Here is a 19983-nt window from a genome sequence, read left to right as displayed (position 1 = left end):
TGTTGGCGATTTATCGCCTACAATAAGGCCGAGTTTTGAGATTTTCGGTGCACTTCCGAAAAGCTCAAAATCGTGCCCGCTGCGTTCCACCACCCCCAGCCCGACCTGGAGCCTCACCACACTTGCCAACCACCAACGCCACGCGCAGCATAAGCTGCGGTCATTATTATGTCCACACACATCATCGAAAACGAAAAAAACAGGCTGATCAGCAGCCGGATTGGATGGATCCGACAACGCTGTGATCAGCCTGTTTAACTGTGGGTAAAATAAGGATTTATGCGGCGATCCGAATAATCTGATCAAAATTGATCAGCTGGATCAGATTACTGTGCTTGACAACGAAAATCACTGTTCGTTGTTGACGATCGATCGTCTTGAATTGACCAATCAGAAACTCATTACCGCGTTTATTGGCGGCGTTGGTCTTTAACTGCAACGAGACAATTTGCGGATTATGAATCAGGTAATCGATCTGGGCGGTCAATTGTTGCGAATCAATCCGGCGGTAGGTGTCCTTGGCCACCGTAGCGTCAGCCGCCGCTGGGTTTTCCGCAAGATCAAAGAACGAGTAGAGTGATTTAGTTAAGGTCTGACGAATTTTCTTCAAGGTTGGCATTGGACATTCCTCCGAACAAGTGTTTGTATCTTCATTATACGAACATCCGTTCGAAAAGCAAGCCCTTTTGCCTGATTTGAGTAAAATTATTTTTTACTTGAACTTTTTCCCGTGGCGCTGATTCCTATGAGATCAAGGCTAGAGCCGTGTTTTTTCGTTGACTGGGCTCCTGGGGCTTGAAAAAATGTTGAAAAAAGGGCAATATATATCTATTGACTAATTTGTTTTGGGAGCTTTCTGAATGTCTGAAAAAGGTATGTTGATCGTTTTATCTGGCCCATCTGGGGTTGGTAAGGGAACTGTCCGGCAAGCGATGGTCGCGAAGTATGGCCAGCAGTTCAAATATTCGATTTCAATGACGACGCGGCAACCGCGTCCCGGCGAGGTCGATGGGGTGGATTATTATTTCCGCACCCGCAATGAGTTTGAAACCGAGATTGCCAATGGGGGCATGCTGGAGTACGCCCAATATGTGGGTAATTACTACGGCACACCCTTGCGTTATGTCAATCAAACGCTGGAGCAAGGGCAGGATGTTTTGTTGGAGATCGAAGTCAAAGGCGCCATGCAGGTTCGTAGCAAAGTCAGTGATGGGGTGTTTATTTTCTTAACGCCGCCTGATCTGCATATTTTGCAGGAACGGATCGTTAAGCGGGGCACCGATGATATGGCGACGATCAAACGACGGATGCAGACGGCCCGCGAGGAAATCAATTTGATGACCAATTATGATTACGCCGTCGTTAACGACCAAGTTGAGTTGGCGGTGGATCGGATCGAGCAGATTATTGCCAGCGAGCATTTGCGCGTCGCTCGGGTCTTAGACACTTATCAGAGTATGTTAGGAGAAGATTAGAATGATTTCATACCCACCAATCGATAAATTACTGGAAAAAGTAGATTCACGTTATTCCTTAGCGATTTTGGCGGCCAAGCGGGCCCATCAGCTTGAAGCTGGCGATTTCGAAATGCTTGATCATTACAAGTCAGATAAGACAGTGGGGTTGGCCCTAGAGGAAATCGCGGCGGGCAAGATCGCGATCGATCCTCATTCTGATTTGAAAGAAGCGGACGCGGAGGCGGTTGACGCTGAAGAGCAACGCGAGGACTTAGAAAAGCCAAATGATTCGGCTTCAGGAACAGACGCAGCTAAATAAATGTGAGGAACCTTCTAACGCAATCGCGGTCGGAAGGTTCGTTTTTTAATTGACTGATTTAAGTTTGACGTCGCTGGAAGTTTTCGTCGGAATTTAATGAAAAGAAACGGTAGGTGCGTATATGTATCAGGGTAAACATATTTTACTGATCATTTCTGGGGGGATCGCGGCGTACAAAATTCCCCAATTCATTCGTGGCCTAGTCAAAGCAGGCGCGGAGGTTCAAGTGATCGCGACCCAGGCGGCGACGGCGTTCGTGACGCCGCAAACCTTGGCGGTGGTCAGTCAACATCCCGTTTATGACGACCATTATTTGCATAGTAACACCACCGCGATCAGCCACTTAGATTTAACGATCTGGGCCGATTTGATTATTGTGGCGCCGGCGACCGCCGATATTTTGGCGAAAATGGCCAATGGGATCGCCGATGATTTGGCCAGTACGGCGTTATTAGCGGCGGCCAAGCCGATCTTTGTTTTCCCAGCGATGAATGACCAAATGTATGGCGCCGCCGCCACCCAGCGGAACTTAGCGTTGTTACGGCAGGATCACGTCACAGTCTTTGAGCCGGAAGTAGGCTTGTTAGCGGAAGGTTACGCGGCGAAAGGACGGATGCCTGAACCGGCGACGATGCAGGCCTTGGTGAAGAACGCCTGGCAGCGCCAAACAACGGACCAAACTTTAGCGGGCCAGCGGGTCTTGATCACGGCTGGCGGAACCCGTGAAGCCATAGATCCCGTGCGGTTTATCGGCAATCACTCTTCGGGGAAGATGGGCTGGGCCTTGGCGCGGGCGGCCTATTGGGCTGGCGCTGAGGTGACGGTGATCAGTTCTGTCCCAGCGCCAATGGATATTCCGGCCAAAGTTGTCGCGGTGACCACCACCGCGGAATTACAAGCGGCTGTCCAACGGCTGTTCCCCCAAAGTGATCTCTTATTCATGGCGGCGGCGCCAGCTGATTTCCGTCCGGCACACCCAGCGACGAATAAAATCAAAAAGCAACCGGGTCAAGCGGAAATGCAATTGACCTTGGTGAAAAATCCGGATATTTTGGCAAGTTTAAAGCCACAACGGCGCCAGCAAATCGTCGTCGGCTTTGCTGCGGAGACCCAACAATTACTCACCAACGCTCAAGCCAAGCTACAGGCCAAGGATTTAGATCTGATCGTCGCTAATCCTGTCGGCGGCACCGATAGCGGCTTTGATGTGGATCAAAATCAGGGCACTTTGCTGTTCGCGGATGGCAGCCAGCAAACTTTGCCGCTCACGAGCAAAGAGGTGATGGCACAAGCGATCGTCGCGGCCGTGACCACCAAGATTCTGGACGGTCGTCGCTAACTCGCCAGTCGAGCCAACCTGCTGGTCAGTTGAACTTGCGTGCCAAACGAATCCGCTGACCAAGCGTGTCGGGACCGGCCGCTCATTTAGGTCAACCGGTCGTTAGGGACATCCAAAAGCGGCGGGATCCTTTTTTGGCAACACCAGCCGATTTACAGTGAATTACGGTTATGAAAGGGGCGGAACAACGTGATTGCTCAAGTTATTATTGATATTCCCGCGCAACAAACTAACCGCACCTTTGATTATGCGGTTCCTCCTGAACTAGAAACGCTGGTCGCGCCGGGAATGCGGGTCCTGGTTCCCTTTGGCCGCGGGAAAAAGCACCAACGGCAAGGGTTCATTTGGCGCTTAGCCAATCAGTCCAGCTTCAAAGGTCAATTGAAACCACTAGCGGAGATTTTAGATCTGGCGCCTGTTTTGAACGGTGAAATGTTGGCGTTGGCTGGTTGGCTGGCCCAAGACACTTTCTCGTTTCTGATCAGCTGTCTACAGACTATGCTGCCCAACGCCTTACGCGCCAGCTACCAGCGCCGTTTCCACTTGTTGACGCCGCTTCCGGCTGACTCGCCGCTGACAGCTTTATTGGATGATCCAACGAATGGGCATCTGCCGGATGAATTATCGCCGCTCTTGCTGCGCACCCTTCGCAACGCCGAGCAGGCCGGGCAATTAACGATCGCTTATCAGGTTGCCCAACGGACTAAAGTCAAGCACGTCACGGTCTTTACCGTTAAAATTTCCCCGGCGGCGGCCCAAGCTGCCCAATCCGAGCTGCGGGCCAACGCCCATCAACAAATAGCGCTCTTGAATCTGATCCAGGCCCAACCTGGTTTCTCGGGAGCGAGCGCGGCTTGGCAGGCTCAATTGCCGGAGTTGACTGGCGCTACCTTGACCACCGCGGTTAAAAAAGGCTGGCTACAACGTTCCGAACAAGAGCAGTATCGGCGACCTAATCAATTACCCCAGCCCAAAGCGGCCTTGCCATTGACCAATGAACAGCAGACCGCGTACCAAGCCGTCGCCGCAGCGATGGCGGACCGACGGGATCAAGTTTTTCTCTTGGAGGGCATTACTGGCAGCGGCAAGACCGAAGTTTATCTCGCAGCGATGGCCGATGCGTTACGGCAAGGCAAGACCGCGCTGATGTTGGTCCCGGAAATCGCGTTGACGCCGCAAATGGTCCAGCGGGTTCAGGAACGGTTCCAAAAAGACGTCGCTGTTTTACATAGTGGCCTGTCCGCCGGTGAACGCTTTGACGAATGGCGGCGGATCGAACGGGGTGAGGCGCGCGTGGTTGTTGGCGCGCGCTCTGCCGCCTTCGCGCCTTTGCAGAATATTGGCGTGATGATCATCGATGAAGAACATGAAAGTAGTTACAAACAAGACGACATGCCTCGTTATCACGCCCGCGACGTGATTTTACACCGGGCGGTCACCCATCAATGTCCCGTGATTCTAGGCAGCGCCACCCCTTCATTAGAGTCCCGGGCCCGAGCGCAAAAAAAAGTTTACCAACTCTTGCGGCTGACCAAACGTCCACAAACGGCCCATTTACCAACGGTGCAAGTTCTGGATATGCGCGACGCTGACAAAGTGGCGGGCAAACCCAGCTTCTCGACGGTGCTGATCACGGCCTTGCAACAACGCTTGGATCGTCACGAACAAAGTATCCTTTTGCTTAATCGGCGTGGATATGCTAATTTTGTAATGTGTCGTGATTGTGGTAATGTCATTAAATGTCCCAATTGCGATATTTCTTTGACCTTGCATCGTGACATCCAAGCCTTAAAGTGTCATTATTGTGGTCATCAAGAGCCGATTCCCCAAGCTTGTCCGGTTTGTCAAAGTCGGCATATTCGCGATTTTGGCGCGGGGACGCAACGGATCGAATTGGAGTTACAAGAAATTCTACCGACGGCGCGAATTTTGCGGATGGATGTGGATACCACGGCGCGCAAAGGTGGGCATCAACGCTTGATTGATAAGTTTGGCCGTCAAGAAGCGGATATTTTACTGGGGACGCAAATGATCGCCAAGGGATTGGATTTTCCCAATGTGACCTTGGTGGGCGTCATCAATGCGGATACCTCCTTGAGTTTGCCGGATTTTCGCGCCAGTGAGAAGACGTTTCAACTGTTGACCCAGGTCAGTGGTCGCGCGGGTCGGGCGGATAAGCAGGGTCAGGTTCTGATCCAGACTTATAATCCTGATAATTACGCGATCCAACTGGCTTCACATCAAGATTACGAGGCCTTCTATCAGCGCGAGATGCATTTGCGGCACGCGGGGGGCTATCCGCCTTATTACTACACGATTCTCGTTTCGGTCAATCATCGCCAAGAGGATCTGGCGGCGCAGAAGATTTATCAGCTGTTTCGTCAGGTTCAGCCTGTTTTGTCTCCCACGGCTGTGTTGCTCGGACCAACGCCGCGCATGATTGCACGAATCAATAATCAGTATTATTATCAATTTATCATAAAGTACAAACACGAAGAAAAACTGTTTACGACTTTGCAACGTTTAGTGCTTGAAATGCAACAGGAAAGTGGCTTTCAATTGCGAATCGATCGCGAACCGTTACAAATTTCTTGATAACGAAGGAGTAATCAAGCCATGACATCAATGATATTTATGGGCACGCCTCAATTCGCGGTGCCGATTTTGGAGGCTTTAGCGGCCGCGCCAGATTATGAGATCTTGGCTGTGGTCACCCAACCAGATAAACCGGTCGGACGCAAGCATGTCTTGACACCAACGCCAGTCAAAGAGGCGGCGTTACGGCTCCATTTGCCTGTTTTCCAGCCGGTGAAATTGGCTGGTAGTCCCGAATTGACCCAGATGATCTCCTTGCATCCAGATCTGATCATTACGGCGGCGTTCGGGCAATTCTTGCCGAAGAAATTATTGGCGGCGGCGCAGATCATGCCGTTGAACGTGCACGGGTCTTTGTTGCCGAAATATCGCGGTGGCGCGCCAGTTCAACGGGCGATCATCAACGGCGATCCCGAAACTGGGGTCACGATCATGGAAATGGTCGCGAAAATGGACGCCGGCGATATGTTGAGCCAAGTCAAGGTGCCGATTACCGCTATCGATGACAATGGTACGATTTTCGAGAAATTGAGTTTGGCGGGTCGCGATTTACTAATGGCGACTTTGCCGAAAGTAATTGCGGGAACGATCGTTAAAGTGCCACAAGATCCTGAGAAAGTCACCTTCGCGCCGAATATCAGCGCGGCGGAGGAAGCGTTAGATCTCCACGATTCCGCGCAAAACTTGGTCAACAAGGTGCGTGGATTGCGGCCAGATCCTATCGCTTATTTGGAGTTTGCTGGTCGCCGGGTCAAAATTTGGGATAGCGCCGTCGCGGATCTGTCCACCAGTTTGGAACCGGGCCATTGCGTTAAAGCGGATAAGCAACATTTGTGGTTATCGGCGGGCGCTGGCTCTGTTTGGGCGATCAAGGAACTGCAACTGGCCGGGAAGAAGCGGATGCCGATCAGTGCCTTCATGAATGGCTATGGTCAAGAATTTGGCGCTGGCCAGTTGGTGATCGGCCAATGAGTAAATTAACGGCGCGTCAGGTCGCGGTCAACCTGCTTGAAGATATTGAAGCGAAACAACAGTACGCGAATTTGGAATTGAATCATGTTTTGAGCCGAAGTCAACTCAGCGCGGTCGACCAAAAGTTGGTTACCCGCTTGGTCTACGGCACCCTTCAGTGGCAATTACGGCTGGACGCGGATTGGCAAAGATTTGTTAAAACGCCGGCGCAATTGCCGCTTTGGGTCCAAACGTTGTTGCGGATGTCTGTTTATCAACTCTTCTTTTTGGATAAAGTGCCAGCACACGCGATTTTGAATGAGGCGACGAATATCGCGAAGCAGCGGGATCATGGCAAATATGCCCGCCTAGTTAACGCGGTCATGCGTCAGACCCAGCGTCATGGCGAAGTGGATTTCGCGGCCTTGACGGATCCGGCAGAACGGTTGAGCTTGACCTATTCCGTTCCCCAATGGTTGGTCGCGACACTTTTGACCCAATATGGCGCCGCGACCGTGACGCAGGTATTGGCGACGGTCAATCAGCCAGCGCCAGCCGCTTTGCGGGTGAACCTGTTGAAAACCACGCGGGAGAAGTTACTAGCAGAACTGCAACCGGAATTTCCTAGTTTACAAGCCAGCGCGCTCAGTCCCGTAGGCTTAGTGGCCAGTGAAGGTTTCTTCGCGCAAACGGAGGCTTTTCAGGCTGGGGAATATACCCTTCAAGATGAAAGTTCGCAATTAGTGGCGCCGGCGTTACAGGTCCGGCCAGGAGATCAAGTCTTGGACGCGTGCGCGGCGCCGGGCGGTAAGGCGACTCATTTGGCGACTTATTTGGATCCGGCTCAGGGCGGTCATTTAACTGCCTTGGACATTCATCAGCATAAGTTGAAGTTGATCACGGATAATGCTTCGCGGCTGGGGGTCGCTGATCGGATCACCGCGAAATTGCTGGATGCTCGTCACGTTGATCAGGTTTTTGCGGATCAAAGTTTTGATCGGGTCTTAGTGGACGCGCCTTGCTCAGGCTTCGGCTTGATGCGTCGCAAACCAGAGATCCGTTATGCTAAAACCGCCGCTGGCATCGCCCGGCTACCGGAGATCCAAGGCGCGATTTTGGCGGCGGTGGCGCCCAAAGTCAAGGTTGGCGGGTTACTTGTTTATAGTACCTGTACGATTCTAGCGGCGGAAAACCAAGCGGTGATCGCCCAATTTCTGGCGGACCACCCGAATTTCCAACAACGTCCCGTTGTTTCCGCGCCGAATGATGTCGCGGGCACGGCGGCCACCGGTTTGCAACTATTAATGGATGATGGCCAACATGACGGGTTCTTTATCGCATGTTTACAACGAGTTGATTAGATCAATTGAGATGGTGAATGATTATGGACATAACTTATTTGACGGATATTGGCAAGAAACGAACGAGTAATCAAGATTACGTGGCGGTTTTTCGCAACCAAGCCGACGTTTCTTTTGCAATCGTTGCTGACGGTATGGGCGGTCATTTAGGCGGCGATGTGGCCTCAGAAATGGCTGTTTCTCAGATCGGGCATGATTTCCAGAAGACGGCGTTGACCGGCGAGCAACCGCTCAGTGACTGGCTACAAACTGAGTTGACCGACGAGAATAGTCGGATCATTCAGGCTTCCAGCAAGTTTGCGGATCTCTCAGGAATGGGCACGACCTTTGTGGCCTTGATGGTCTGGGGACAACATTATTTGATCACCAATATTGGCGATAGCCGGGGTTACTTATATCGCGACCGTCAATTGACGCAGATCACAGAAGACCATTCCCTGGTCAATGAATTGGTCAAATATGGCAAGATCAGTCCTGAAGAAGCCAAGCATCATCCTCAAAAAAATGTGATCACCCGGACTTTGGGTGTGTCCAAAGACGTTCAGCCGGATTTCAAAACCGGTCAATGGCAGGCGGGCGACCTGTTTATTTTGTGTAGCGATGGGTTGACCAATATGGTTTCCGACGAACGAATGGCGGAGCTTTTGGGGGCAGAGGTGCCTTTGAAGGAACGGGCGCAGCGGTTGATCGTTCAGGCCAATAGCAATGGCGGGACGGACAATATTACCGTGTTGATCGCGCAGTTAGGACCAACTGAGACGGAGGTGCAGGCCTAATGATGGAGCGGGGCTACTTGGTTTCAGGTCGCTACCAAATCATTGACACGCTGGGCGAGGGTGGGATGGCCAATGTTTATTTGGCCGAGGATACTTTCCTTCATCGTCAAGTCGCGGTCAAGGTTTTGCGAATGGACCTGCAACATGATCAGGCGACCATTCGGCGGTTTCAACGTGAAGCGAAAGCAACTTGCGAGCTGTCCCACCCGAACATCGTTAGCGTTTACGATGTGGGCAGTGATGATGGCATGCAGTATATTGTCATGGAATACGTTCAAGGCGAGGATTTGAAAGCCTTTATTGAGCGTCATTTTCCAATGCCATTAAGCGAAGTCTTAGATATGATGGATCAGATTCTGTCGGCGATGCAATTGGCCCATAGCCAAGGCATCATTCATCGCGATCTTAAGCCCCAGAATATTCTGGTGACGCCAACCGGCCAAGTGAAAATCGCGGATTTCGGCATCGCGGTCGCGCTGAACGATCAATCCGCGACGCAAACGAACTCATTGTTGGGCTCGGTTCATTATATTTCGCCGGAACAAGCGCGTGGTGGCATGGCCACACCGCGCTCAGATATTTATGCCTTGGGGATCATTTTGTACGAATTACTGACGGGGAAAGTGCCCTTTGCCGGTGATTCCGCGGTGACGATCGCCTTGAAACACTTCCACGAAGAAATTCCCTCCATGCGGGCGCTGAACGACGCGATTCCGCAACCTTTGGAAAATGTGGTCTTGAAGGCTACCGCTAAGGATCCGGCCCAGCGTTATCAAAGCGCCGCGGCCATGGCTCAAGATTTGAAAACCTCCTTAGATCCGGAACGGGCCAATGAACCGAAATTTGTGGCGACGACGGTTGATCAAGATTTGGCCGCGACCAAAGTCTTGGCGGATCTACCGGCGGCCGTGTCCACCTCAGAATTGGCTGGACAAAACCAGGCCAACGCTGCCGAGGCAAAAACCGCGACAACCGCGACAACCGCGACAACCGCGACACCTGAAGCTAAGGCAAAGAAGAAGCGAAAGTGGTTACCTTGGGCCATCGGTGGCGGCGTTATTTTGTTGGCGGGCCTCATCTTTGCCCTTGTCCTGTTATTTGGCAAGCGCGATGTGGTCGTACCTGACTTGGCCGGGATGTCGCAAAGTGAGGCGACCAGTGCCTTGGCGGATCACGATCTGAAGGTGGGCCAATTGGTTTATGAGAATAGCACCGCAATTGCCAAGGACCTGGTGATCCGCAGTATTCCAGGCAAGAGTTCGTCGGTCAAGGCCGACAGTCAAGTTCGCTTGGTCTTAAGTAAGGGTGCTAAAACCTATCGCATCAGTGACTACGCGGATCTGGAATATAATGAGGTCAAGGAGAAGCTGACCAAAGCTGGCTTGACCGTTAAACGCAAGAGCAAGTCATCCGACTCGATTGCCGCTGGCCGGATCATCAAGCAAAGCATTGCTTCTGGTAAGCGTGTTGTGGCGAAAGAGACCACCATTACCTTGACCGTCAGTTCTGGAGAGCCGACGTTCGCGCTGCGGGATCTGACCAGTTATTCGAAGAAGAGTGTCCAAGATTATGCTGAAGACAAGGATATCAAGGTGAATTTCGTCGAAGCTTACAGTGATTCTGTTGATTCAGGATCAGTCATTAGCACTGATCCAACCGCGGGGACAATGATCACCACCGGAACCACGATCACCGTCACCATGTCCAAGGGTGCGGATCCGGCGCAAGCTGAGCGGAGTTTCAGTAAAACGATCGCGATCCCATTTGTTAGCAGTAGTGATACATCGTCCAGCGACGCCAGCAGTGACGATACCAGTGACAACAGTGCTGGTAGTTCCGCTAGCAGCGCCGCGACCACCGGCAACAAAATTGTGATTTACATCGGCGATGCTGATCATGCCATTGAGTCGATTTATAAGACGCTCACGATTACCCAGGATACGAATGTGACGTTGAACTTCACCGTTAAGGGTGACAATACCGCCGAGTACCGCATTACCCGCGATGGCGAGCTCTTTGATAGTGGTAGTGTGACCCCATAGCTGCCATAACAGCGCGCCGGCGAATCAAACAACGAAAGCGAGGGCGACAATGCCAGTTGGAAAAATAATCAAATCGATCAGTGGGTTCTATGATGTGTTGCAAGCCGATGGGACGATTGTGCGGACCCGGGCCCGGGGGAATTTTCGTAAGCAGCGGATCAAACCAGTGGTTGGCGATCAAGTTGAATTCGCCGACGCTTATTTGCTGAAGCTCGCGCCACGGAAAAACGAACTGGTGCGGCCGCCGATCGCCAATATCGATCAGGCAATTGTGGTGATGAGCGCTACCGAACCGGAATTTTCGCCGAACTTGCTGGATCGTTATTTGGTTTATTTAGCTAGCCAAACCATTGCCCCACTGATCTTTGTTAGTAAACTGGATTTGTTGTCAGAGTCAAAACAAGCGGCGTTGGCGCCGATTTTTGCGGCCTATCGTCAGATCGGTTATCCAATTTTTCTAGGGACGACTGAGCTGGACCAAGATTTTGCGGAACTACGCCAGGCTTTACATGGCCAAGAGACGGTGGTGATGGGGCAATCTGGCGCGGGCAAATCAACGTTGCTGAATCATCTGTTGCCGCAATTAGGTTTGGCGACGGCGGAGATCTCCACGAGTTTGAATCGGGGTAAACACACGACCCGCACGGTTACCTTGTATCCCTTTGCGGGGCAGGGGTTGATCGCGGATACACCGGGCTTTTCCTCCTTGGAGTTGACCGGGATCAGTTTGACTGACCTACCCACCTTGTTTCCTGAGTTCCAAGCGGTGGCGACCCAATGCCGTTTCCGCGGCTGCCTTCATTTACAAGAACCAGATTGTGCGGTGAAGGCGGCGGTAACGGCGGGGATGATCCCTGCATTTCGTTATGAAGACTATCAACAATTGCACGGCGAAATCGCCGCGTTAAAACCAACTTATCGCTAAATCATGAAAAGAGGTCCCAAGCCATGTCAAGAACTGTTTGTATTATGCTGGGCGGACCGACAGCCCAAATCCCACCGCTACCAACCGCGCCGTCAGCGCTTTGGATCGGTGTGGATCATGGGCTGATTTATTTATTGGATCATGGGATTACGCCCGCGATCGGATTGGGTGATTTTGATTCGCTCAGTGTGACTGAACGCCATCGAATCGAACAGACCATTCCTGATCTGCGTTACACCACACCAGAGAAAGATTTCACGGATTCGCAATGGGCGTTGACGACCGCTTTCACTGACCTACAAGCGGATCAAGTCGAGCTTTATGGGGCGACAGGTGGCCGATTGGATCACGAATTGGTCAACTTCTTTATGATGACCATGCCGGCTTACGCCCCTTGGTTAGGGCGCGTGACGTTGATCGACCGCCAAAATGTGATTCGTTTTTATGGTCCGGGTACTTATACGCTCCCACCAGACCCGGCCTACCGCTATCTTGCTTTTGTTAGCCTGACCGCTGTCGAGAAGCTGACTTTACGGCAAGTTAAATATCCGCTGTCCGCTTACACAGCGGCGTTTCCGACTTCGTGGTCCAGCAATGAATTTTTGCCTGACACGGCGGCCGTCTTTTCGTTTGACGCTGGTGTGGTGGCGGTGATCTTGACCCGGGATTAGTTGCGGTGGGTAATGTTTGAGTTGATTGGAACGACTAGTTTCTATTCTTGATCTTGCGCTTGATTGCGGGTTTTGGTGGGTGTTGCGCGTGAGCGCAACCGGGTCGGGCCATTTGTGCGGCTGGAACGCAGTGGGCATCGTTTTGAGCCAATCCGCAAAGCCCGCGGCTTGTCTCAAAATCGAGCCTTATTCTAAGCGGCAAAGCCGCAAAGAATAATTTCACTGCTGAGCCGCATGGCCCGACCCGGTTGCTGGGCAGAATTGCGCTTATCTGCAATCGAAGCTAAGGATTTGACGAAGTGCTTTTGCGAGCTAGAGGTCAAAACAATTACCCACTTTTTGGGTGGTATGGCAATACCAACCGATTGGGAACGACTAGTTTCTATTCTTGATTTTGCGCTTGATTGCGGGTTCTGGTGGGTGTTGCGCGTGAGCGCAACCGGCTGGGACTGCTGATGCGGACTGGGGACTGCTGATGCGGACTGGAACGTGGTGGGCATCGTTTGAAGCCAATTCCAAAAGCGGGAATTGTCTTCAAATCGAGCCTTGTCCTAAGCGGCAAAGCCGCCAAGGACAATTTCACCACTGAGCCGCGCAGTCCCAGCCGGTTGCTAGGCAGAATTGAGCCTATCTGCAATTGAGGCGACGTACCTGAAGTGGTGCTTTTGCGAGCTAGAGGTCAAACAATTGCCCGCTTTTGAGATGGTACGGCAATACCAACGGATTGGGATTAGTAGGTCGGTACATTTCGGATAGTGCCGACAGCTTTATCTCACTTACCTAATCGGGTTCGGGTTGGAAATCAACAGATTCAGTTGATTCACTGCGAACTAGGTCTGTTCATCAGGCAAATTGTACTGGTGTCACCAATTTAAATCTTGTGACCACTAACCACGGTCGTCAATTGCGTAGATTCCCATCAATCGGCCATAGCTTGCCAACTGGCGTGAGTGCTCAAACGGCTGTTAAAACGTTGAGCGGCTGGAGCGGAGAAATTCGGGGGTGAGATCGCCGTGTCGTTATTCTTAGCGGCTTTGCCGCTTAGAATAAGGCTCGGCTTTGAGATTTTCGGCGCCTTTCCGAAAAGCTCAAAGTGACGCCCACAGCGAGCTCACCCCGAATTTCGCAGCGCAAGCCGCGGGCAATATCAACACCGGAAAGCACGTTCCGTGCCAGCGCAGGAAAAGTTTTCCCAGTTACTTTCAAAATTTTGCTTGCACCCCTAGGGCATTTATGATAGATTTAATCAGGTAAGCTTTTTACGAATACATAACCAAGAAGGAGGTACGACAATGGCTAAAGATTTTATTACTGGACGTAAAACAAGTTTCGGGAACAAGCGCTCACACGCTTTGAACTCATCACGCCGCACTTGGAAGCCAAACCTTCAAAAGGTTCGTATTTTAGTTGACGGCAAGCCTAAACGTGTTTGGGTCTCTGCTCGTGCACTTAAATCAGGTAAAGTTACACGCGTCTAGTACGTGTTAAAAAGTTGATCACAGCCTTTGTTGCTGTGATCTTTTTTTATTGTCCTAACAGAATCGTGAAATAGTGGTTTTTTTGCCATTAATCATCAAGCAAATTGTTACGGTATTACTATCGGTACGAATTTGTAATTGCCAACCGTTGCCGTCAACTGCGTGGAAATTTGTCAATTTATACGAGGGCAGCTACCAGTTTCTCCGAGCATTGTTGTGGTACTGCAAACTCAACTGAGGTGGATTAGTTGCATGGTGCAGGTTGTCTTGGCTAATCATCTTGCCTGCTCCTTAAACAATTTGCGAAGGAATTGACAGATTCAGCCGCTTCATCAGAAACTTGACCTAGTTCATCAAACAGACTGCACTGGTGTCACCAATTTAAAAATTGTAACCACTAACCACGGTCGCCATTTGCGTGGCTCCCCATCAATTGGCCATAGCCTGCCAGCGGGCGTGAGTGCTCAAACGAATGTTAAAACGTTGAGCGGCTGGAGCGGAGAAATTCGGGGTGAGATCGCCGTGTCGTTATTCTTAGCGGCTTTGCCGCTTAGAATAAGGCTCAGCTTTGAGATTCGCGGGTTTTGCGAAGCTCAAAGTGACGCCCACAGCGAGCTCACCCCGAATTTCGCAGCGCAAGCTGCGGGCATCATTGAAACGTGCTCACAGTCAACCCGTTGCGCTCCGCACTCTGATCTTTTCCATACATCTTGTTTTCAAATGCGGCGGCGTTATGCTAAAATGGTGAGTGGAATGCTATCATGATATGTTAAGAATCATTATAGGAGGCGCCATATGGCAGTCAAAATCAAATCGAAATATGGTGAGATCGACATCGCCAACAGTGTGATCGCTACTGTGGTCGGCGGTGCCGCAACCGATATTTATGGAATCGTTGGCATGGCCAGCAAAAATCAGATCCGCGATAATTTAAATGAAATTCTGCGGCGGGAGAATTATGCCCGCGGGGTTGTTGTCCGTCAGGAAGATGACGACGTGGCGGTTGATGTTTATGTCGTGGTCGCGTATGGTACTAAAATCTCTGAAGTTTGTCGAAATGTGCAAGATAAAGTAAAATACAATCTTGAATCAATGCTTGGGATGGCAGCAAACTCAGTCAATGTGTTCGTGCAGGGTGTCAAGGTCCTTGGCGATTTAGATTAAAGTTGAGTAAATGTCATCAGGAGGAACAACTGTGGAGTTAAAAGAGATACGAGCAAAAGAATTTCAAGATATGGTCCGAGTCGCTGCACACCGGCTGGGCTTGAACGCTGATTTCGTCAATTCATTGAACGTTTTTCCGGTGCCAGATGGTGATACGGGTACGAACATGAATTTAACGGTCAAATCAGGGGCGAAGGCGGTCAATGAGTCCAACGCTACTGATGTGGGGACCTTGGCTAAGGCGTTCGCCAAAGGGTTATTGATGGGCGCTCGGGGTAATTCTGGGGTGATCACATCACAACTGTTTCGTGGCTTCGCTAAGAGCATGGAGCACAAAGAGACGCTAAATGCCCAAGACGTGATCGACGCTTTTACTGGCGGGGTTCAGACGGCTTATCAAGCGGTGATGAAGCCGGTTGAAGGGACGATTCTGACGGTCGCTCGGGAAGCTGCTAAAGGCGCTTTGCTGAAAGCCAAGAAGACCGACGATATTATTGAGATCATGCGGGCGTTGGTGGAATCCTCCAAGAAATCCTTGGCGAATACACCGAATCTGTTGCCTGTTTTGAAAGAGGTCGGCGTGGTTGACTCTGGTGGCCAGGGCTTGGTCTTCATTTATGAAGGGTTCCTGGAAGGTCTTTCTGGCGAAACCGCGGAGCAGGATGTTTACGTGCCTGATGAACAAGAGATGGATGAGATGGTCAACGCCACCCATCACCAGTCGGCGCAAAGTCATTTAGCGACAGCCGATATTGTCAACGGTTACTGTACGGAAATGATGATCGAGTTGGGGAAGGACGCCACAACGACTGATCAGTTCGATTATAATGACTTCCGCCAACATTTAAGCAAAATCGGCGATTCGTTGCTGGTTGTCGCTGATGATGAAGTCGTCAAAGTCCATGTCCATACCGAGAATCCGGGCGAAGTCTTAGGTTATGGCCAACGTTATGGCGCCCTTGAGAAAATCAAGATCGACAATATGCGGATCCAGCATGAAACGATCATTGATCATGATGAGGCCGAACCAGAAGAAGCCAAGGAATGGGGAATTGTCGCCATTGCCGCAGGTGAAGGCGTCGCTGATCTGTTCCGGAGTCTGGGCGCCACTTATGTACTGAGCGGCGGTCAAACGATGAACCCAAGTACCCAAGATATCGCCGACGCGATCAAAGCGACCAAGGCGGAAAAGGTCATTGTCTTGCCGAATAATGGCAATATTCTTTTGGCGGCGCAACAAGCGGCTGAGGTGGTCGACGCTAAAGTCGCCATTGTTGCCAGCAAATCGATTTCTCAAGGCATGACTTCGTTGCTGTCCTTTAATGGTGAGGCGTCCCTTGAAGAGAATCAAAGTGAAATGACCGCGGCCTTAGCAACCGTGAAAAGTGGCTCGATCACGCAAGCAATTCGCGATACGGAAATCGATGGGTTACAGATCCACAAAGATCATTTCATGGGGATCGTTGATGGCAAAATCATTGTCGATGATCCTGACCGACAAACGGCTGCGATCCAAACGGCCCTGAAGATGCTTGATGAAGACAGTGAGATCGTGACCTTGATCGTTGGGCAAACCGGTGATGAAACCGAGGCGCAAGCTGTTGCCGACGCGATCACTGCCCAAGACGACGCGATCGAAGTTGAGATCCATGAAGGTGATCAGCCGGTTTATCCATATTTGATCGCGGTAGAATAGAAGATGATTTTTCATGGTAAAGAAGAACGCGTGGGGTGGATTTTTGCCAGGCGCGCTCCTTTACCATTTTTATTTGGACTGCATCGTCGTGGTCGGGAGGTGACGTCATGGCATTGGATGATTCAGTCAGTCAATTGGCCGGAGTTGGACCTAAAACTGTGACGGCCCTCGGGGATCTAGGCATTCACACCTTGCGAGAGCTGCTGTTTTACTTTCCTTTCCGGTATGATGATTTAAAAGCGCGGCCCCTGGCGGAATTGCAGGATCAGGAAAAGGCGCTGTTCAAGGGCGTGGTGATCAGTGAACCGGTGATCAGTCGCTTCGGGCCGCACAAGATCCGACTGAACGTGCGCTTGTTGATCGATTCGGTGGCGGTGATCGCGACGTTCTTCAACCAACCTTGGCTCAAGGATAAATTTGTTCCGGACGAAGAAGTCGCGATTTACGGCAAATGGAATGAACCGCAAAAGCGGGTGGTGGGGATGAAAGTCATTACCCAGCAGACGCAAAATGAGCTGGATCCCATCTATTCTGTGAACAAGGGGATGCGCCAGAAGAAATTGATCAGCTTGATCCAAACCGCTTTTAAACAGGAGGCGGCGGGGTTGGTTGATGTGATCCCCGCGGAAATCCGCCAGCATTATCGTCTGCTGACTGATTTCGAATTGGTGCGCCAAATGCATTTCCCCCGTAATCAAGCCGAATCAACTGCGGCGCGACGGACGGCTATTTTCCGGGAGTTCTTCTTGTTTGAGGTGCAGATCGCCCAATTGCGCCAACAGGACCAAGACCCGGAGCAAGGGTTGGTGTTGCCGTATCAACTTGCGCCCTTGCGGCAATTTATTGGCACGCTGCCGTTCAAATTGACGGCGGCGCAAAAGCGCGTGGTCAATGAAATTTGCGCTGATTTGAAAGCGCCGGCTCATATGAACCGGCTGCTTCAAGGTGACGTGGGTTCAGGGAAAACAGTGGTGGCGGCGATCGCCATGTTCGCCGCGGTTACCGCGGGCTTCCAAGCGGCCTTGATGGTGCCGACCGAAATTCTGGCGGAGCAGCATTTCCAGAAACTAAGCCGGTTGTTCGCGCCGATGCAAGTCACCGTCACGTTATTGACCGGTTCGTTGAAACCTGCCGAGCGGGAGCAGGCCTTGCAAGCCATCAAGTCCGGGCGGACCAATATTGTCATCGGGACCCACGCTTTGATCCAGTCTGGCGTCGCGTTCAAGGCTTTGGGGTTTGTCGTGATCGATGAGCAACATCGTTTCGGCGTCAATCAACGCCGCGCCTTACGGGAAAAGGGACAAAATCCCGATGTTTTGGCGATGACGGCCACACCGATCCCGCGGACGCTGGCGATCACCACTTATGGCGAAATGGCGATTTCCACCATTGACGAATTGCCGGCGGGGCGGCGACCGATCGAAACGCACTGGCTGAAGACCAATCAGGCTAATCAAGCCTTAGCCCTGACCGAGCAACAGTTGGCCCAGGGTGATCAAGCCTTCGTCATCGCACCTTTGATCAGCGATTCCGACCAGGTCAATTTGAAAAACGCCGAAGACCTTTACGAACGTTTAACGAAATATTTCGGCGCACGTTATCAGGTGGCCTTGTTACATGGACAGATGACACCAGCGGACAAAGAGGCCACCATGGCGGCTTTTAGCCAAGGCCAAGTTCAGGTTCTGGTGGCTACCACGGTGGTGGAAGTTGGCGTGGATGTGCCAAACGCGAACGTGATGCTGATCTTCAACGCGGACCGCTTTGGCTTGGCGACGTTACACCAGTTGCGCGGTCGGGTCGGTCGGGGGCAGCGTCAAGCTTATTGTTATTTGATCGCTGACCCGACGAATGAAGTGGCGGTCAAACGGATGGAAATCATGACGGCGACCAATGATGGGTTTGTTTTGGCGGAAGCCGACTTGAAATTGCGGGGTCAAGGTGATATTTTTGGAGATAAGCAATCGGGCTTACCTGAATTTCGCCTTGGCGATCCGATCACGAACAACAATACACTGATGGCGGCGCACCAGGTCGCCGAAGAATTGATAACAGCCGATCCGACCTTGCGTCAACCGGATCATCAAGGGCTGGCACAATATCTGCGTGCGCAACAAGCCGCGGACCAATTTGATTGAAGGATGGAATCAATGATGAAAATCGCAGTAGATGCTATGGGCGGCGATCACGCGCCAGCAGTTGTCATTAAAGGAGTCGAGCAGGCCCGGGATCAATGGCCGGATCTGGAATTTGTTTTGTTTGGCGATCTGGCTCAAGTCAAACCACTGATCCAAAACGACGAACGTTTGACGTTGGTGCAATCAAATAGTGTGATCACCAACGAGGATGAGCCGGTCAAGGCTGTCCGCTCTAAGAAAGATTCGTCAATGGTGATGGCCGCGCAAGCCGTCAAAGATGGCGCCGCGGAGGCCGTTTTCTCCATGGGAAATACGGGCGCCTTGTTGGCTACAGGTATTTTCGTGATCGGTCGCATCAAAGGCATCGATCGCCCAGCGTTGATGCCAACGTTGCCGACAACGAATCCGAACAATGTGGTCAACTTGCTTGACGCTGGCGCCAACGCCGAAAGCAAGGCCAATTACTTGGAGCAGTGGGCCTTGATGGGGTCGATCTACGCCCGGGATATTCGCGGCATCAAGGAACCGCGGGTCGCACTTTTGAACAATGGCAGTGAGTTTGACAAGGGTGATAGTTTACATCAAGAGGTCTATCAACGGTTAGAAGCCAATCCGAATTTGAACTTCCAAGGCAACGTGGAGGCTGGCTTTATTTTGACGGACGTGGCGGACGTGGTGGTCACCGACGGGTTCACCGGCAACGCGGTCTTGAAAGCAACCGAAGGCATGGCGGCGCTGTTGATGAATCAGATCAAATCAAGCCTGTTGAACGGTGGCGCGCGGGCCAAGCTAGGCGCGGTCTTGATCAAGCCGGCGTTAGGTGGGGTCAAGCAACGGTTCAGTACCTCAGCGAACGGCGGCGCGGTCCTGTTGGGCGTTAACGCGCCGGTGATCAAAACTCACGGCGGGTCCAAGGAAGCGGCGGTCGTATCCACGATCGGTCAAATTCGCGAAATGCTGGTCAAAAAGACGATTCCCCAAGTAATCGACTATTTGAAACAAAATCCGATCAAATAAGAACCTTTGTTGGGGTCGTCGCGGCCCTTGCAGGCGATGTTGCCTTTTTTTCAC

The 19983-nt window shown here is 51.6% G+C and carries 20 protein-coding genes; 18 read left to right on the top strand and 2 right to left on the bottom strand.

The annotated features are described in order from the left end of the window. Nucleotides 1-277: 277 nt before the first annotated feature. Nucleotides 278-619 carry a hypothetical protein gene (locus EKM94_RS10515; protein ID WP_125601574.1) on the bottom strand — a complete coding sequence of 114 codons (342 nt, stop codon included), beginning with the start codon at nt 617-619 and terminating at the stop codon, nt 278-280. A gap of 241 nt (nt 620-860) precedes the next feature. Between EKM94_RS10515 and gmk the strand changes: the two genes are divergently transcribed. From gmk to EKM94_RS10465, 10 genes are all read left to right on the top strand, one after another. Then, nucleotides 861-1475, top strand: a complete 615-nt coding sequence (gene gmk, locus EKM94_RS10510) for a guanylate kinase (protein WP_125601571.1) — start codon at nt 861-863, stop codon at nt 1473-1475. A 1-nt stretch (nt 1476) separates the two neighbouring features. Beyond that, on the top strand, nt 1477-1776 hold the full coding sequence (gene rpoZ / locus EKM94_RS10505; protein WP_125601568.1) for a DNA-directed RNA polymerase subunit omega: 300 nt from the start codon (nt 1477-1479) through the stop codon (nt 1774-1776). 121 nt (nt 1777-1897) lie between these two features. Continuing rightward, entirely contained in the window at nt 1898-3115 is a 1218-nt protein-coding gene (coaBC, locus tag EKM94_RS10500; RefSeq protein ID WP_125601564.1) for a bifunctional phosphopantothenoylcysteine decarboxylase/phosphopantothenate--cysteine ligase CoaBC, read from the top strand. A gap of 189 nt (nt 3116-3304) precedes the next feature. Next, nucleotides 3305-5710: a primosomal protein N' gene (priA, locus tag EKM94_RS10495; protein ID WP_125601561.1), complete on the top strand. Its 2406-nt coding sequence runs from the start codon at nt 3305-3307 to the stop codon at nt 5708-5710. 21 nt (nt 5711-5731) lie between these two features. Then, on the top strand, nt 5732-6682 hold the full coding sequence (gene fmt, locus EKM94_RS10490; RefSeq protein WP_125601558.1) for a methionyl-tRNA formyltransferase: 951 nt from the start codon (nt 5732-5734) through the stop codon (nt 6680-6682). Further along, a complete protein-coding gene (gene rsmB, locus EKM94_RS10485) occupies nt 6679-8022 on the top strand; it encodes a 16S rRNA (cytosine(967)-C(5))-methyltransferase RsmB (protein ID WP_125601555.1) in 1344 nt (447 codons plus the stop codon). The genes fmt and rsmB overlap by 4 nt, the downstream gene beginning before the upstream one ends. Nucleotides 8023-8045: 23 nt before the next feature. After that, nucleotides 8046-8798, top strand: a complete 753-nt coding sequence (locus tag EKM94_RS10480; RefSeq protein ID WP_125601552.1) for a Stp1/IreP family PP2C-type Ser/Thr phosphatase — start codon at nt 8046-8048, stop codon at nt 8796-8798. After that, nucleotides 8798-10840, top strand: a complete 2043-nt coding sequence (gene pknB, locus EKM94_RS10475; RefSeq protein ID WP_125601549.1) for a Stk1 family PASTA domain-containing Ser/Thr kinase — start codon at nt 8798-8800, stop codon at nt 10838-10840. Before EKM94_RS10480 ends, pknB begins: the two co-directional genes overlap by 1 nt. A 49-nt stretch (nt 10841-10889) precedes the next feature. After that, nucleotides 10890-11765 (top strand): ribosome small subunit-dependent GTPase A, encoded by an 876-nt coding sequence (gene rsgA / locus EKM94_RS10470; RefSeq protein ID WP_125601546.1) that lies wholly within the window; start codon nt 10890-10892, stop codon nt 11763-11765. A 23-nt stretch (nt 11766-11788) separates the two neighbouring features. Then, complete coding sequence (locus EKM94_RS10465) at nt 11789-12436, top strand: thiamine diphosphokinase (RefSeq protein ID WP_225422212.1); 648 nt, start codon at nt 11789-11791, stop codon at nt 12434-12436. Nucleotides 12437-12470: 34 nt separating this feature from the next. On the opposite strand, the gene EKM94_RS10460 is transcribed toward EKM94_RS10465, so the two are convergent. Beyond that, nucleotides 12471-12659 carry a hypothetical protein gene (locus EKM94_RS10460; protein WP_125601543.1) on the bottom strand — a complete coding sequence of 63 codons (189 nt, stop codon included), beginning with the start codon at nt 12657-12659 and terminating at the stop codon, nt 12471-12473. Between the two features lie 280 nt (nt 12660-12939). Between EKM94_RS10460 and EKM94_RS12485 the strand changes: the two genes are divergently transcribed. From EKM94_RS12485 to plsX, 8 genes are all read left to right on the top strand, one after another. After that, complete coding sequence (locus EKM94_RS12485; protein ID WP_164511202.1) at nt 12940-13077, top strand: hypothetical protein; 138 nt, start codon at nt 12940-12942, stop codon at nt 13075-13077. Nucleotides 13078-13316: 239 nt separating this feature from the next. Then, nucleotides 13317-13442, top strand: a complete 126-nt coding sequence (locus tag EKM94_RS12895) for a hypothetical protein (RefSeq protein ID WP_263853255.1) — start codon at nt 13317-13319, stop codon at nt 13440-13442. A 286-nt stretch (nt 13443-13728) separates the two neighbouring features. Next, a complete protein-coding gene (rpmB, locus tag EKM94_RS10455) occupies nt 13729-13914 on the top strand; it encodes a 50S ribosomal protein L28 (protein WP_057823002.1) in 186 nt (61 codons plus the stop codon). A gap of 414 nt (nt 13915-14328) precedes the next feature. Beyond that, complete coding sequence (locus EKM94_RS10450) at nt 14329-14679, top strand: hypothetical protein (protein ID WP_125601540.1); 351 nt, start codon at nt 14329-14331, stop codon at nt 14677-14679. 30 nt (nt 14680-14709) lie between these two features. Next, nucleotides 14710-15078, top strand: a complete 369-nt coding sequence (locus tag EKM94_RS10445) for an Asp23/Gls24 family envelope stress response protein (protein WP_125601537.1) — start codon at nt 14710-14712, stop codon at nt 15076-15078. 31 nt (nt 15079-15109) lie between these two features. Further along, entirely contained in the window at nt 15110-16774 is a 1665-nt protein-coding gene (locus EKM94_RS10440; RefSeq protein WP_125601535.1) for a DAK2 domain-containing protein, read from the top strand. A gap of 107 nt (nt 16775-16881) precedes the next feature. Then, the gene (recG, locus tag EKM94_RS10435) at nt 16882-18912 is read left to right on the top strand and encodes an ATP-dependent DNA helicase RecG (protein ID WP_125601532.1); all 2031 of its coding nucleotides are present in this window, start codon (nt 16882-16884) and stop codon (nt 18910-18912) included. Between the two features lie 15 nt (nt 18913-18927). Next, nucleotides 18928-19929 (top strand): phosphate acyltransferase PlsX, encoded by a 1002-nt coding sequence (gene plsX / locus EKM94_RS10430; RefSeq protein ID WP_125601577.1) that lies wholly within the window; start codon nt 18928-18930, stop codon nt 19927-19929. Nucleotides 19930-19983: the final 54 nt, after the last annotated feature.

The organism is Lapidilactobacillus achengensis (genome assembly GCF_003946655.1).
Classification (GTDB): domain Bacteria; phylum Bacillota; class Bacilli; order Lactobacillales; family Lactobacillaceae; genus Lapidilactobacillus; species Lapidilactobacillus achengensis.
This window is presented reverse-complemented; position numbering and strand designations above follow the sequence as displayed.

Excerpts from the sequence above, each read along its gene's own strand:
- EKM94_RS10515 (WP_125601574.1), bottom strand. The coding sequence starts at position 619 with ATGCCAACCTTGAAGAAAATTCGTCAGACCTTAACTAAATCACTCTAC.
- gmk (WP_125601571.1), top strand. The coding sequence starts at position 861 with ATGTCTGAAAAAGGTATGTTGATCGTTTTATCTGGCCCATCTGGGGTT.
- rpoZ (WP_125601568.1), top strand. The coding sequence starts at position 1,477 with ATGATTTCATACCCACCAATCGATAAATTACTGGAAAAAGTAGATTCA.
- coaBC (WP_125601564.1), top strand. The coding sequence starts at position 1,898 with ATGTATCAGGGTAAACATATTTTACTGATCATTTCTGGGGGGATCGCG.
- fmt (WP_125601558.1), top strand. The coding sequence starts at position 5,732 with ATGACATCAATGATATTTATGGGCACGCCTCAATTCGCGGTGCCGATT.
- rsmB (WP_125601555.1), top strand. The coding sequence starts at position 6,679 with ATGAGTAAATTAACGGCGCGTCAGGTCGCGGTCAACCTGCTTGAAGAT.
- EKM94_RS10480 (WP_125601552.1), top strand. The coding sequence starts at position 8,046 with ATGGACATAACTTATTTGACGGATATTGGCAAGAAACGAACGAGTAAT.
- pknB (WP_125601549.1), top strand. The coding sequence starts at position 8,798 with ATGATGGAGCGGGGCTACTTGGTTTCAGGTCGCTACCAAATCATTGAC.
- rsgA (WP_125601546.1), top strand. The coding sequence starts at position 10,890 with ATGCCAGTTGGAAAAATAATCAAATCGATCAGTGGGTTCTATGATGTG.
- EKM94_RS10465 (WP_225422212.1), top strand. The coding sequence starts at position 11,789 with ATGTCAAGAACTGTTTGTATTATGCTGGGCGGACCGACAGCCCAAATC.
- rpmB (WP_057823002.1), top strand. The coding sequence starts at position 13,729 with ATGGCTAAAGATTTTATTACTGGACGTAAAACAAGTTTCGGGAACAAG.
- EKM94_RS10445 (WP_125601537.1), top strand. The coding sequence starts at position 14,710 with ATGGCAGTCAAAATCAAATCGAAATATGGTGAGATCGACATCGCCAAC.
- recG (WP_125601532.1), top strand. The coding sequence starts at position 16,882 with ATGGCATTGGATGATTCAGTCAGTCAATTGGCCGGAGTTGGACCTAAA.
- plsX (WP_125601577.1), top strand. The coding sequence starts at position 18,928 with ATGAAAATCGCAGTAGATGCTATGGGCGGCGATCACGCGCCAGCAGTT.